Origin of the sequence: Streptomyces asoensis (assembly GCF_016860545.1) — a bacterium.
In the GTDB taxonomy this organism is placed as follows: domain Bacteria; phylum Actinomycetota; class Actinomycetes; order Streptomycetales; family Streptomycetaceae; genus Streptomyces; species Streptomyces asoensis.
The window spans coordinates 2,078,056-2,091,876 of record NZ_BNEB01000003.1 but is presented as its reverse complement, the minus strand read 5'-3'; the positions used below and the strand labels follow the sequence as shown (position 1 = coordinate 2,091,876).

Sequence of the window (13,821 nt, the reverse complement as noted above, 5' to 3'; positions counted from 1 at the left end):
CTGTGATCTCTCCGGTCCCCCCGATGCCCCGGAGCGCCCACCGGCACAGGCCGGAGGCGACTCCCTACGTCGACCTCACCCGCTCCGAGTGGAGCGCGCTGCGCGAGAAGACCCCGCTGCCGCTGACCGCGGAGGAGGTCGAGAAGCTGCGCGGTCTCGGTGACGTCATCGACCTCGACGAGGTCCGCGACATCTACCTCCCGCTGTCCCGCCTGCTCAACCTGTACGTGGGCGCCACCGACGGACTGCGCGGCGCCCTGAACACCTTCCTCGGCGAGCAGGGCTCGCAGTCCGGCACCCCGTTCGTGATAGGCGTCGCGGGCTCGGTGGCGGTGGGCAAGTCGACGGTCGCCCGGCTCCTCCAGGCGCTGCTGTCCCGCTGGCCGGAACACCCCCGCGTGGAGCTGGTCACCACCGACGGCTTCCTGCTGCCCACCGCGGAGCTGGAGGCGCGCGGCCTGATGTCCCGCAAGGGCTTCCCCGAGTCCTACGACCGCCGTGCCCTGACCCGCTTCGTCGCGGACATCAAGGCGGGCAAGGGCGAGGTCACCGCGCCCGTCTACTCCCACCTGATCTACGACATCGTCCCGGACCGCAGGCTCACCGTCCGCCGGCCCGACATCCTCATCGTGGAGGGCCTGAACGTCCTCCAGCCCGCGCTGCCCGGCAAGGACGGCCGTACGCGCGTCGGTCTCGCCGACTACTTCGACTTCAGCGTGTACGTCGACGCGAGCGGCGACGACATCGAACGCTGGTACCTCAACCGGTTCCGGAAACTGCGTCAGACGGCCTTCCAGAACCCGGACTCGTACTTCAGGAAGTACACCCAGGTCTCCGAGGAGGAGGCCGTCGACTACGCCCGCACCCTCTGGCGCACCATCAACAAGCCGAACCTGGTGGAGAACATCGCCCCCACCCGCGGCCGGGCCACCCTCGTGGTGCGCAAGGGCCCGGACCACAAGGTGCAGCGCCTGAGTCTGCGCAAACTCTGACGGCTACCCTGCCTGCATGCTGCACCTGCGTCTGATCACCCCGCCGGACCGGACCGACGACGTGGTCCGTCTGATCGGGAACACCGTCGGCACCACCCACCTCGTCGTGCTGCCGGGGGCGGCCCGCAACCCGGCGGGCGATGTCGTGATGTGCGACGTGGCGCGCGAGGCGGGCGACGGACTCCTCAGCGCGCTCCAGGAGTTGGGCCTGGACCGCAACGGCTCCATCGCCGTGGAGAACATCGACCTCTCGCTCTCCCGGCGCGCCGACAAGGCGGAGGCCGAGGCGCCGGGCGAGGGCGCCGACGCGGTGCTGTGGGAGCACCTCACGGACGCCACCCACGAGGAGTCGACGCTCTCCGTCACGTACCTCGCGTTCATCACGCTCGCCACGATGATCGCGGCCTGCGGCGTGGTGCTCGACAACGCGGTCCTGATCGTGGGCGCGATGGCGGTGGGACCGGAGTTCGGCCCCCTGGCCGGCATCTCGACGTCGATCGTGCAGCGGGCCCCCCGCCTCGCCCTGCGCTCGCTGATCGCCCTGCTGGTCGGCTTCGCGGTGGCGATGGCGGCGACGGTGGGCTTCAGCCTCTTCATGGACGCGATCGACCTGTTCAGCAAGGCGCAACTGGAGGCCGACCGCCCGCAGACGGCCTTCGTCTACGCCCCCGACTGGTTCTCCTTCATCGTGGCCGTCCTGGCGGGCGCCGCCGGCACCCTCTCCCTGACCTCGGCGAAGTCCGGCGCCCTGGTGGGCGTGGCCATCTCGGTCACCACGGTCCCCGCGGCCGCCAACGCGGCCGTCGCCCTCAGCTACGGCGACATGAACCAGACCTGGGGCTCGACCACCCAGCTCCTGCTGAACCTGCTGGGCATCATCCTGGCCGGCACCCTGACCCTGCTGGCCCAGAAGTACTTCTGGACCAGAGGACGCCGGACTAGGGAGCCCGCATAGGGGCGCGGGGAACTGCGCGACAAGCCACGACGGACCCGCGGCCCGCGACGCACAGCACCCCCACCCCGAACCCGCCCCGGAGCAACCCCGAAGGGGCCCGCCGGCTAACCCAGCGCCGACTTCACGACATCCGCGAGCCGCCCGGCGACAGACCGCGCCTGCTCGATATCGGCCGCCTCGACCATCACCCGCACCAGCGGCTCGGTCCCGGAGGGCCGCAGCAGCACCCGCCCGGTGGACCCGAGCTCCCGCTCCGCCTCGGCCACGGCGGCGGCCAGCTCGGCCGAGTTCCCGACCCGCGAGCGGTCGACGTCGGGCACGTTGATCAGCACCTGCGGCAGCCGCTCCATCACGGAGGCCAGCTCCCGCAGCGACCGCCCGCTCTGCGCGACACGAGCCGCCAGCATCAGCCCGGTCAGCGTGCCGTCGCCGGTCGTCGCGTGGTCGAGGATGATGACGTGCCCGGACTGCTCGCCGCCGAGCGCGTAGCCGTGCTGCTTCATCTCCTCCAGCACGTACCGGTCGCCGACGGCGGCCTGCACGAGCTGGATGCCCTCCCGCTCCATGGCCAGCTTGAAGCCGAGGTTGGACATGACGGTCGCGACAACGGTGTCGGACCGCAGCACACCCCGCTCCCGCATGGACAGCGCGAGAACCGCGAGGATCTGGTCCCCGTCGATCTCCTCACCCGTGTGGTCGACGGCCAGGCAGCGGTCGGCGTCCCCGTCGTGCGCGATGCCGAAGTCGGCGCCGTGCTCGATGACCGCGGCCTTCAGCTTGTCCAGGTGCGTGGAACCGCACCCGTCGTTGATGTTGAGCCCGTCCGGCTCGGCCCCGATGGTCACGATCTCCGCGCCGGCCCGTGCGAAGGCCTCCGGGGAGACCCGGGCGGCGGCGCCGTGCGCCTCGTCGAGGACGATCCGCAGACCGTCCAGCCGGTTGGGCAGCACCGCGATGAGGTGCGCGACGTAGCGGTCGAAGCCCTCGTCGTACGACCGCACACGGCCGACGCCGCTGCCGGTCGGGCGGGCCCAGGGCGCGCCGGTGCGGTGCTCCTCGAAGACGGACTCGATCCGGTCCTCCAGCTCGTCGGCGAGCTTGTGACCGCCGCGGGCGAAGAACTTGATGCCGTTGTCGGGCATGGCGTTGTGGCTGGCGGAGAGCATCACGCCGAGGTCGGCGCCGAGCACGCCGGTCAGGTAGGCCACGGCGGGCGTGGGCAGCACGCCGACGGTCAGCACGTCGACCCCGGCGCTCGCCAGGCCGGCCACCACTGCGGCCTCCAGGAACTCTCCGGACGCACGCGGGTCCCGTCCGACCACGGCCACCGGGCGGTGACCCTCGAAGGTGCCCGCCTCGGCCAGCACGTGCGCCGCGGCGACGGACAGGCCGAGCGCCATCTCCGCCGTCAGATCCGCGTTGGCGACACCGCGCACGCCGTCCGTGCCGAAGAGTCGTCCCACTTGTCCTCCTGAGGAAGCGTCAGATTCAAAAGCGTGCGGGTGCGTCGGTCGATCGACCGGCCGACCGGTCGGCAGCGGCTCCGCATCCAGGCATTTGATGCCCTGAACATCCGATCACACAAGCCTTTGAGCACCTTGTGCCGTTATACGCCCACGGCTGCGAGAAAACGAACGCCCCGGCGACACTGTGGCGTGCCGCCGGGGCGTTCGGAGTACGTGCGGGCGGACCGCAGCGGTCCGACCCGGGATACGTACGAGCAGGCAGCGAAGCTTAACGCTTGCTGTACTGCGGGGCCTTGCGGGCCTTCTTGAGACCGGCCTTCTTGCGCTCGACCGCGCGGTCGTCACGCGTGAGGAAGCCGGCCTTCTTGAGGGCGCCACGGTTGTTGTCGACGTCGGCCTCGTTCAGCGCGCGGGCGACACCGAGACGGAGCGCACCGGCCTGACCGGAGACACCGCCACCCGCGATGCGGGCGATGACGTCGTAGCGGCCTTCGAGCTCGAGCACCTTGAAGGGCTCGTTGACTTCCTGCTGGTGCACCTTGTTCGGGAAGTAGTCCTCGAGGGTGCGACCGTTGATCTTCCACTTGCCGGTGCCCGGGACGATCCGGACGCGGGCGATGGCGTTCTTACGGCGACCCAGGCCGGCGGCCGGCTGGGCCTCGCCGAAGCGGGACGCGAGGGACTCCGAGGTGTACTCACCCTCGACGGGGACCTCGGACTCGGTGGTGTAGCTCTCGATGTCGACGAGCTCGGTCTCTTCGAGCGGCTGCTCGGCAGTGGTCTCGGCCACGGTTCTCCTCAGTTCTTTTCAGCTAGGGGTGTGGCCGGAATTACTGCGCGACCTGGGTGATCTCGAACGGCACGGGCTGCTGCGCCGCGTGCGGGTGCACGTCACCCTTGTAGACCTTCAGCTTCGAGAGCATCTGACGGCCCAGCGTGTTCTTGGGGAGCATGCCCTTGACGGCCTTCTCGACGGCCTTCTCGGGGTTGTTCGCGAGCAGGTCGTCGTAGCGCACGGAGCGCAGACCGCCCGGGTACCCGGAGTGGCGGTACGCCATCTTCTGGGTCCGCTTGTTGCCGGAGAGGTGCACCTTGTCGGCGTTGATGATGATGACGAAGTCACCGGTGTCGACGTGGGGCGCGTAGATCGGCTTGTGCTTGCCCCGGAGGAGGGACGCGGCAGTGGTGGCGAGACGGCCCAGGACAATGTCCTGAGCGTCGATGACGTGCCACTGGCGCGTCACATCGCCGGGCTTGGGGCTGTACGTACGCACGGTTCGTAGCCTTCGCTTCTTCAGTGAATTGGTCCTGACAAGGTCACCGAAGACGATCACGACAGCCGAGACCGCACTGCGGTGACGCAAACCGCGTGCTGGTCGCTGGTCATCGGCCCGGTGGACCGGTGTAAGGGCCCGTCCCGTGAGAAGAGCAAGCCAATACACAACGAAGATGCAGGATACCCGGGTCTCGGGGGTGGGGTCAAAACGGGGCCTGTCACCCGATCGCGCGAGGGCGGACCCGCCCTCGCCCGGGACCACGGCGGCCCCGCCCGGGGCGCACGGCGCGGCCCCCACCGCGCGCCCCGCCCGGAAACCCGCATCCGGAGTGGTCTGCGCCACACCCTCGGCACCGGCCTGCGGGAACGCCGCACCAACCACCCGGAGATGTCACCTTTGCCCTCACTCGCGCCCGAAACCCGGGGGGCTGCGGCGCAGGTCGGGGCGGAACAGCATCCCCCGCACCCCGTCTAAGATGCGCCCCATGAGCTATGGGCAGGGGGGACCTCAGTCCCAGTGGGATCCGTGGAAACCGAACTCCCAGCAGCCGTGGACCAGCGCCGATGACGGCCGGACTCCGGACTGGGCCGCGCTCGCGGAGGCGTCGGAGACGCGCAACAGGCGCCGTCGGCTGTTCTTCATAGGCGGCGGCGCGCTCGCCACCGTCGCCGTCGGCACCGCCGTGGCCATGGCGGTGGTCTCGGCGAACGGCAGTGACGGGGCGAACCGTCCGACCTCCTCGCTGCCCGCCTCCGGCGGCCTGCCGAGCACGTCCGCCGACCCCTCCTTCGCGCCGACCAGCGCCCCGCCTCCGCTGGACCCGAAGGAGTTCATCGCCTCCAAGGCCAAGGACACCGCGCCCAACGGGCCGGACCTGCTCTTCCCCGGCACCCAGCTGACCATGGGCTCGGCCGTGTACAAGAAGGGCCCCAAGGCCGACAGCACCACCTGCACCTCGGGCGTCCAGGGCACCCTGCCCCAGGTGCTCACCGCGAACGACTGCACCCGCCTCATGCGCATCACCTACACCAAGGACAACATCGCGGTGACGGTCGGTGTGGCGGTCTTCGACACCGAGGCACAGGCCCTCAAGGTCAAGAGCCAGGCCGACAACAAGAGCATCGTGAAGGCCCTCACCGGCGGCGGCGTCAAGCAGTTCTGCGCCGGCGCGATCTGCCGCTCCACGACCAACTCCTACGGCCGGTACGCCTACTTCACGATCACCGGCTTCACCGACGCCAAGGACGTGACGACGAAGGACACGGCGGTCTTCAAGGCCGGCGACGACCTCGCGGAGTTCACCTTCCAGCGGATCCGCCAGCGCGGCGAGGCCCAGGCGTCGGCGGCCGCGAACAACTGACCGCGGCCGCCGGGCCGTCCGCACCGCACGGTCGGCACCGCACGGTCACTACCGGACGGTCGTCGGCACGTCAGCAGCACCCGGCCCCGGGCAGCGTCCGCCGGTTGCGCGCCTCCTTGTTGCGCGCGGCGAGCAGCTCGTCGGCCGGGTAGCCGACCTCCTCCAGCGTCAGCCCGTGGGGCCGTACGACATGGACGGCCGAGTCCCGCACCCCCGCGGCCAGCACCTTCCCCGGCCACTCCGCACCCCGGTGGCCGTCGCCCACGAACAGCAGCGCCCCGATCAGGGAACGCACCATGTTGTGGCAGAAGGCGTCGGCCCGCACGGTCGCGGTGATCACACCGTCCTCGCCGCGGACCAGGCTCAGCTCCTGGAGCGTACGGATGGTCGTCGCCCCCTCGCGCCGCTTGCAGTAGGCGGCGAAGTCGTGCTCGCCGAGCAGCCGGCGGGCGGCCTCGTTCATGGCGTCGACGTCGAGGGGCCAGTCGTGCCAGAGGACGTGGCTGCGCAGCAGCGGGTCGACACCCCCCGGGTTGTCCGTGACCCGGTACGCGTACCGCCGCCAGACGGCCGAGAACCGCGCGTTGAAGCCGGCCGGAGCCTCGTCGAGGGACCAGATCCGCACGTCCTTGGCGAGCCGCCCGGCGAGCCGCTTGAGCAGCTTCTCGCGGTGCTCCGCCCAGAGCTCCCCGGGCAGATCGACGTGGGCCACCTGCCCCCGCGCGTGCACCCCGGCGTCGGTGCGCCCGGCCACCGTCAGCTCGTACGTGGTGTCCTTGGACCGGGTCACGGTCCGCAGCGCGTCCTCGATCTCGCCCTGCACGGTCCGCCGGCCGCCGGCCTGCTTGGCCCACCCGGAGAAGCCGCTCCCGTCGTACGAGAGATCCATCCGCACCCGTACGAACCCGGGCTGTACTTCGTCACTCACCCCTAGATCCTCTCAGGCCGGCGTCCCGCGCAGAACGCCGGGGAACAGCGCGGGACGACACCGTCGGAAAACGCGGAACGGGCCCGCCCCGAAGGGCGGACCCGTCCACTGCCAGGCAGAGCCTCAGGCGTCCTTGGACTCCTCGGCGGGAGCCTCGTCGGCCGCGGCCTCGTCGGCGGGCTTGGCGTCCTCGACGGCCTCGTCCTTCTTGAGGGCGTCTTCCTTGACCGCGCGCTTGGTGGCGGCCTCGGCCTCGCCGGTGGCCTGCTGCGCGACGGTCAGCGCCTCGACCAGCTCGATGACGGCCATGGGCGCGTTGTCGCCACGACGGTTACCGATCTTGGTGATGCGCGTGTAACCACCCGGGCGGTTCTCGTAGCGCGGGCCGATCTCGGTGAAGAGCGTGTGCACGACGCTCTTGTCCGTGATCACCTGGAGCACCTGACGGCGGTTGTGAAGGTCGCCCTTCTTCGCCTTGGTGACCAGACGCTCGGCGTACGGACGCAGCTTGCGCGCCTTCGCCTCGGTGGTGGTGATACGGCCGTGCTCGAAGAGCGACTTCGCGAGGTTCGCGAGGAGCAGCTTCTCGTGCGCGGCGCTGCCGCCCAGACGGGCACCCTTGGTGGGCTTCGGCATGGTGTCTCTCCTAGGTGTCTGCCCCGGCCGTACCAGGTACCGGGGTCAGTATCCGAGCAGACGGCTGTCTGTCGAAGATCCGGGCGCGATTCAGGCGCACCCGGAGTGTCCGCGCCCCCAGAGGGGCGCGGGGAACTGCGCGACCGGTCACGACGGATCCGCAGTCACGAACCGGCCGGTTCGCGGAGAGCTCAGTACTGCTCGGTCTCGACGAAGCCGGCGTCGGCGTCGTCGTCCGCGCCGAACGCGTCGGCCGCGGCGGTCGGGTCGAATCCGGGCGGGCTGTCCTTCAGGGCCAGGCCCATGCCGGCCAGCTTCGCCTTGACCTCGTCGATGGACTTCGCACCGAAGTTGCGGATGTCCAGGAGGTCGGCCTCCGAGCGGGCGACGAGCTCACCCACGGAGTGGATGCCCTCACGCTTGAGGCAGTTGTACGACCGGACGGTGAGCTCGAGCTCCTCGATCGGCAGCGCGAGGTCGGCGGCGAGGGCGGCGTCCGTGGGGGACGGGCCCATGTCGATGCCCTCGGCGTCGATGTTCAGCTCGCGGGCGAGACCGAACAGCTCGACCAGCGTCTTACCGGCGGAGGCCATGGCGTCACGGGGACGCATCGCCTGCTTGGTCTCGACGTCGACGATCAGCTTGTCGAAGTCGGTGCGCTGCTCGACACGCGTGGCCTCGACCTTGTACGTGACCTTGAGGACCGGCGAGTAGATCGAGTCGACCGGGACGCGCCCGATCTCCTGACCGACCTGCTTGTTCTGCACGGCGGAGACGTAACCGCGACCGCGCTCGACGGTCAGCTCCATCTCCAGCTTGCCCTTGCCGTTGAGCGTGGCGAGGACGAGGTCGGGGTTGTGCACCTCGACACCGGCCGGGGGCGCGATGTCGGCGGCGGTGACCAGACCCGGGCCCTGCTTGCGCAGGTACATCACGACCGGCTCGTCGTGCTCCGAGGAGACGACCAGCTGCTTGATGTTGAGGATCAGGTCGGTGACGTCCTCCTTGACGCCCGGCACGGTGGTGAACTCGTGCAGCACGCCGTCGATGCGGATGGACGTGACCGCCGCACCCGGGATCGAGGACAGGAGGGTACGGCGGAGGGAGTTGCCGAGGGTGTAACCGAAGCCCGGCTCCAGCGGCTCGATCACGAACCGGGAGCGGAACTCGTCGACGACCTCTTCGGTCAACGAGGGACGCTGAGCGATCAGCATGTGGCGATCAGATCCTTCTCTCGTGGACGCCCGCTATTTGACGCCCGACGGAACCGTGCGTACTCACCGCACGGGTACTGCAAGGGTACGGGCGGTACGGCCCTTTTACGGAGCCGTACCGCCCGAAAGCCTCAGAACCGGCACCCGGCCGTTCCCGGCCGAGATGAGCCGGCACCCGGCCGACGTGAGCCGTGCGTCAGACGCGGCGGCGCTTAGGCGGACGGCAGCCGTTGTGCGGGGTCGGGGTGACGTCCTGGATGGAGCCGACCTCGAGGCCCGTCGCCTGGAGCGAGCGGATGGCGGTCTCACGACCGGCGCCCGGGCCCTTGACGAAGACGTCGACCTTGCGCATGCCGTGCTCCTGGGCGCGACGGGCAGCCGACTCGGCGGCCATCTGCGCGGCGAACGGCGTGGACTTGCGCGAGCCCTTGAAACCGACGTGGCCGGCGGAGGCCCACGAGATCACGTTTCCGGCCGGGTCCGTGATGGACACGATCGTGTTGTTGAACGTGCTCTTGATGTGCGCCTGGCCGTGCGCGACGTTCTTCTTTTCCTTGCGGCGCACCTTCTTGGCAGCGCCCTGACGACCCTTGGGGGGCATCTACAAACTCCTACGGGGAGGTGGTCGGTCCTACAGCGAAGACCGCTGATGAAGCGTGGTCCGCTGAGGACTACTTCTTGCCCGGCTTCTTCTTGCCGGCGATGGCGCGACGCGGGCCCTTGCGGGTACGAGCGTTCGTGCTGGTGCGCTGACCGCGGACAGGCAGACCGCGACGGTGACGGAGACCCTGGTAGCAGCCGATCTCGACCTTGCGGCGGATGTCGGCCTGGATCTCGCGACGGAGGTCACCCTCGGTCTTGATGTTGGCGTCCACGTACTCGCGGATCGCGACGAGCTGCTCCTCGGAGAGGTCGCGAACGCGGGTGTTCGGGTCGACGCCGGTCGCTGCCAGCGTCTCCTGGGAGAGGGTCCGGCCGATGCCGAACACGTAGGTGAGGGCGACCTCCACACGCTTTTCGCGCGGGATGTCGACACCGGAAACGCGTGCCATTCAATGGCTCCAGTTGATCTTCGGAGGTCTTCCACAGATCCGGATCCCAGCCGCCGGCCTCCTCGCGAGAGGATTTGGTACGGATGGGTCCCCGGCCTCCGAGCCGGGGGTGTCAGGAGGGCGCACCCGCCTGGGATCTGCGTATGAACGAATACTGCTCGCGTCGCGCGAAGTCTCTGCGATGTCGATGCAGAGGGTGTGATCTCTGAGCGATCAGCCCTGGCGCTGCTTGTGGCGCGGGTTCTCGCAAATGACCATGACCCGACCGTGACGGCGGATCACCCTGCACTTGTCGCAGATCTTCTTGACGCTCGGCTTGACCTTCATGGGATGTGAGGTTCTCCGGGTCAGTTGCCGGCAGCCCCGCACGCGGAAGCGCGTACGGAGCCTGGGCAAGATCTACTTGTAGCGGTAGACGATCCGGCCACGCGTCAGGTCGTACGGAGACAGCTCCACCACGACCCGGTCGTCAGGGAGGATACGGATGTAGTGCATACGCATCTTGCCGCTGATGTGTGCCAGGACCTGGTGGCCGTTCTGGAGCTCGACCTTGAACATGGCGTTCGGAAGAGACTCGACGACAGTGCCCTCGATCTCGATGGCACCTTGCTTCTTGGCCACGCTTCGCCCTTCGAATCGACTACCTTGATCGACTCCCCCGCGTTTCCCTTGCGGGTGCATGCAGACATGCGGGTGCACGAGAGCCGACGAGTCAGTCTACGTCAGGCCCCGCCGAAAGACGAATCGAGAAGTCTGCCCCACGAAGGAGATCCCTAAGCCAAGGGCGGCCCGTCCGGCACTCGGGCACGAGGCCGTCCGGACCGGCAGCGGGGCCCCCGGGGGCGCGGCCCCCGGGGGCGGGACGGGAAGAGGCGGCGGAGGCGGGGAACCTCCGGTCGGCGGGGGGCGAGGAAGCCTCAGGCCAGCGGGTCGGGCGCCGCGACGACCCCGTGCTCCGCGAGCTTCGCCTTGCCCCCGTCGGGAGACGTCAGCACCAGCGGGCCCTCCTCAGTCAGCGCGACCGAGTGCTCCCAGTGGGAGGACCAGGTGCCGTCCGTCGTGATGACCGTCCAGTCGTCCTCGAGGACCTCGGTGCGCGGGGTCCCGAGGGAGACCATCGGCTCGATGGCGAGGCACAGGCCGGGCACCAGCTTCGGTCCCTTGCCGCGCCGGCGGTCGACGTAGTTCAGCAGGTGCGGGTCCATGTGCATCTCGGTGCCGATGCCGTGGCCGCCGTAATCCTCGATGATCCCGTAGCGGCCGCCGCCGGGCTTGGGCTGGCGGCGGATGTACGTCTCGATCGCCCGGGAGACGTCGACCAGGCGGTTGCCCTGCTTCATGGCGGCGATGCCGGCCCACATCGACTCCTCGGTCACCCGGGAGAGCTCGATCAGCTCCGGGGCGTGGCCCGAGCCGACGAAGGCCGTGTAGGCGGCGTCGCCGTGCCAGCCGTCCACGATCGCGCCGCAGTCGATGGAGATGACGTCGCCGTCCTTGAGGACGACCTCCTCGGAGGGGATGCCGTGCACCACCACGTCGTTCACCGAGGTGCAGATCGTCGCCGGGAAGCCGCCGTAGCCCAGGAAGTTCGACTTCGCGCCGTTCTCCGCGAGAACCTTGCGGGCCACGTCGTCGAGGTCCTTCGTCGTCGCCCCCGGTACCGCCGCTTCCCGGGTGGCCGCGTGGATGGCGGCGACGACCAGTCCCGCCTCACGCATCTTGGCGATCTGCTCGGGGCTCTTGATCTGCACCATGGGGGGCCTGCGCTCTCCGTCACTCAGGGGGACCGGTTACGTATGTACACAACAGTACGGCCGTGGAGTCCGACAGGACTCCACGGCCGTACTGGGAGCGACGACTACTGGTCGTCGCCCTCGCGCTTCAGGGCGGCCAGCGCGCGTGCGGTGACCTCTTCCACCGGGCCCATGGCCTCGATGGTCACGACCAGGCCCTGGGCCTTGTAGTAGTCGATGATCGGCTCGGTCTGCGTGTGGTAGACCTCGAGCCGCGTGCGGACGGTGTCCTCGGAGTCGTCGTCACGCTGGTACAGCTCGCCGCCGCAGACGTCGCAGACGCCCTCGACCGCGGCCTTCTTGTACGTCACGTGGAAGACGTGCGAGGAGTCGTTGCGGCAGATGCGCCGGCCGGCGATCCGCTTGACGACCTCCTCCTCCGGGGCCTCCAGGTCCAGTACCGCGTCCAGCTTGATGCCCTCGGTGGTGAGGAGCTCGTCGAGCGCCTCGGCCTGCGAGACGTTGCGCGGGAAACCGTCCAGCAGGAAGCCGCGCTCGGCGTCCGGCTGCTCCATGCGGTCCTTGGCCATGGCGATGGTGACCTCGTCGGGGACGAGGTTGCCGGCGTCCATGTAGGACTTCGCGAGCTTCCCGAGTTCCGTCTGCTGGCTGATGTTGGCGCGGAACAGGTCGCCCGTGGAGATGTGCGGAACGCGCAGCTTCTCGGCCAGCCGTGTGGCCTGCGTTCCCTTTCCGGCGCCCGGCGGCCCGACGAGGACGATACGCATCAGCGGAGGAACCCTTCGTAATTGCGCTGCTGGAGCTGGCTCTCGATTTGCTTCACCGTCTCGAGACCGACACCCACGATGATCAGGATGCTGGTACCACCGAACGGGAAGTTCTGGCTTGCCCCGAAGCCAACCAACGCCATCGTCGGTACAAGAGCGATCAGACCCAGATACAGCGAACCCGGCCAGGTGATCCGGTTGAGCACGTACGAGAGGTACTCAGCGGTCGGTCGGCCAGCCCGGATGCCCGGGATGAAGCCACCATACTTCTTCATGTTGTCGGCTACTTCCTCGGGGTTGAAGGAGATAGCCACGTAGAAGAACGCGAAGAAAACGATCAGCAGGAAGTACATGCTGATGTAGATCGGGTGGTCACCCTTGGTCAGGTTCGTCTCGATCCAGGTCTTCCAGCCGGAGGTCCCGCTGGAGAACTGGGCGACGAGAGCCGGGATGTAGAGCAGCGACGAGGCGAAGATGACCGGGATCACACCGGCCTGGTTCACCTTCAGCGGGATGTACGTCGAGGTACCGCCGTAGGACCGGCGGCCGATCATGCGCTTCGCGTACTGCACGGGGATACGGCGCTGGGCCTGCTCGACGAAGACCACGAGGCCGACCATGACGAGGCCGACGAGGATGACGGTGCCGAACTCGATCCAGCCGCCCGCGAGCGTGCCCTGCTTCTTGATGGCCCACAGGGCCGAGGGGAAGGTCGCGGCGATCGAGATGAACATCAGGATCGACATGCCGTTGCCGATACCGCGGTCGGTGATGAGCTCACCGAGCCACATGACCATGGCCGTACCGGCGGTCATGCAGATGACCATGGTGATGGTCGTGAAGATGGCCTGGTCCGGGACGATGCTCGACGCGACCGAGCAGCCGGAGAACAGGGCGCCGCTGCGGGCGGTGGCCACCAGGCCGGTGCCCTGGAGGATGGCGAGCGCCACCGTGAGGTACCGGGTGTACTGCGTGATCTTCGCGGTGCCGGCCTGGCCCTCCTTCTTGAGGGCTTCGAGACGCGGGATGACCACGGTCAGCAGCTGAAGGATGATGCTCGCCGTGATGTACGGCATGATGCCCAGCGCGAAGATGGTGATCTGCAGCAGCGCGCCGCCGCTGAACATGTTCACCAGACCGAAGAGGCCCTGGTTGCCGGACGCCTCGTCCACACACCGCTGAACGGACGTGTAGTCGACACCGGGGATCGGGATGTGCGTGCCGACCCGGTAGATGACGATGATGGCGAGCGTGAAGAGCAGCTTCTTGCGCAGGTCGGGCGTCCTGAACGCCCGGGCGAACGCGGTGAGCACGGTGCCTCCTGCGACCCCCGCGCATCTGCGTCAAGGGTGACGGTCTTGAGGGTCCAATAAGAACAACGACAACGACAACGACATGTGTAACGGTCGACTGCCGTTCA

The 13,821-nt window shown here is 68.8% G+C and carries 16 protein-coding genes; 3 read left to right on the top strand and 13 right to left on the bottom strand.

The features are described 5' to 3' along the window. Positions 1–23 precede the first annotated feature (23 nt). Together coaA and Saso_RS22120 are read left to right on the top strand one after the other, a co-directional pair. Positions 24–992 carry a type I pantothenate kinase gene (gene coaA / locus Saso_RS22125; protein ID WP_189925223.1) on the top strand — a complete coding sequence of 323 codons (969 nt, stop codon included), beginning with the start codon at positions 24–26 and terminating at the stop codon, positions 990–992. A gap of 16 nt (positions 993–1,008) precedes the next feature. Then, positions 1,009–1,947: a DUF389 domain-containing protein gene (locus Saso_RS22120; RefSeq protein ID WP_189925225.1), complete on the top strand. Its 939-nt coding sequence runs from the start codon at positions 1,009–1,011 to the stop codon at positions 1,945–1,947. A 104-nt stretch (positions 1,948–2,051) separates the two neighbouring features. On the opposite strand, the gene glmM is transcribed toward Saso_RS22120, so the two are convergent. The 3 genes from glmM to rplM all read right to left on the bottom strand — a co-directional run bounded on the left by glmM (position 2,052) and on the right by rplM (position 4,687). Then, positions 2,052–3,410 (bottom strand): phosphoglucosamine mutase, encoded by a 1,359-nt coding sequence (gene glmM, locus Saso_RS22115; RefSeq protein WP_189925227.1) that lies wholly within the window; start codon positions 3,408–3,410, stop codon positions 2,052–2,054. A gap of 271 nt (positions 3,411–3,681) precedes the next feature. Next, the gene (gene rpsI / locus Saso_RS22110) at positions 3,682–4,203 is read right to left on the bottom strand and encodes a 30S ribosomal protein S9 (RefSeq protein ID WP_189925228.1); all 522 of its coding nucleotides are present in this window, start codon (positions 4,201–4,203) and stop codon (positions 3,682–3,684) included. Between the two features lie 40 nt (positions 4,204–4,243). Further along, the gene (rplM, locus tag Saso_RS22105) at positions 4,244–4,687 is read right to left on the bottom strand and encodes a 50S ribosomal protein L13 (RefSeq protein ID WP_020132189.1); all 444 of its coding nucleotides are present in this window, start codon (positions 4,685–4,687) and stop codon (positions 4,244–4,246) included. Positions 4,688–5,174: 487 nt separating this feature from the next. On the opposite strand from rplM, the gene Saso_RS22100 reads away from it, so the two are divergent. Further along, positions 5,175–6,050 carry a hypothetical protein gene (locus Saso_RS22100; RefSeq protein WP_189925229.1) on the top strand — a complete coding sequence of 292 codons (876 nt, stop codon included), beginning with the start codon at positions 5,175–5,177 and terminating at the stop codon, positions 6,048–6,050. 70 nt (positions 6,051–6,120) lie between these two features. Here the strand turns inward: Saso_RS22100 and truA are convergent, their stop codons facing one another. From truA to secY, 10 genes are all read right to left on the bottom strand, one after another. Continuing rightward, a complete protein-coding gene (gene truA / locus Saso_RS22095) occupies positions 6,121–6,978 on the bottom strand; it encodes a tRNA pseudouridine(38-40) synthase TruA (RefSeq protein ID WP_189925230.1) in 858 nt (285 codons plus the stop codon). A gap of 123 nt (positions 6,979–7,101) precedes the next feature. Then, a complete protein-coding gene (gene rplQ, locus Saso_RS22090; RefSeq protein WP_189925231.1) occupies positions 7,102–7,614 on the bottom strand; it encodes a 50S ribosomal protein L17 in 513 nt (170 codons plus the stop codon). 191 nt (positions 7,615–7,805) lie between these two features. After that, positions 7,806–8,828 (bottom strand): DNA-directed RNA polymerase subunit alpha, encoded by a 1,023-nt coding sequence (locus Saso_RS22085; RefSeq protein ID WP_062640332.1) that lies wholly within the window; start codon positions 8,826–8,828, stop codon positions 7,806–7,808. A 196-nt stretch (positions 8,829–9,024) separates the two neighbouring features. Next, positions 9,025–9,429, bottom strand: a complete 405-nt coding sequence (gene rpsK / locus Saso_RS22080) for a 30S ribosomal protein S11 (RefSeq protein ID WP_010354218.1) — start codon at positions 9,427–9,429, stop codon at positions 9,025–9,027. Positions 9,430–9,499: 70 nt separating this feature from the next. Then, complete coding sequence (gene rpsM, locus Saso_RS22075; RefSeq protein WP_020132619.1) at positions 9,500–9,880, bottom strand: 30S ribosomal protein S13; 381 nt, start codon at positions 9,878–9,880, stop codon at positions 9,500–9,502. A 213-nt stretch (positions 9,881–10,093) separates the two neighbouring features. After that, positions 10,094–10,207: a 50S ribosomal protein L36 gene (rpmJ, locus tag Saso_RS22070; protein WP_003998809.1), complete on the bottom strand. Its 114-nt coding sequence runs from the start codon at positions 10,205–10,207 to the stop codon at positions 10,094–10,096. 72 nt (positions 10,208–10,279) lie between these two features. Next, entirely contained in the window at positions 10,280–10,501 is a 222-nt protein-coding gene (gene infA, locus Saso_RS22065; protein WP_003948620.1) for a translation initiation factor IF-1, read from the bottom strand. A gap of 296 nt (positions 10,502–10,797) precedes the next feature. After that, a complete protein-coding gene (map, locus tag Saso_RS22060) occupies positions 10,798–11,634 on the bottom strand; it encodes a type I methionyl aminopeptidase (protein ID WP_189925232.1) in 837 nt (278 codons plus the stop codon). A gap of 104 nt (positions 11,635–11,738) precedes the next feature. Next, entirely contained in the window at positions 11,739–12,401 is a 663-nt protein-coding gene (locus Saso_RS22055) for an adenylate kinase (RefSeq protein ID WP_189925233.1), read from the bottom strand. After that, positions 12,401–13,714: a preprotein translocase subunit SecY gene (gene secY, locus Saso_RS22050; RefSeq protein WP_189925235.1), complete on the bottom strand. Its 1,314-nt coding sequence runs from the start codon at positions 13,712–13,714 to the stop codon at positions 12,401–12,403. Before secY ends, Saso_RS22055 begins: the two co-directional genes overlap by 1 nt. Positions 13,715–13,821 lie beyond the last annotated feature (107 nt).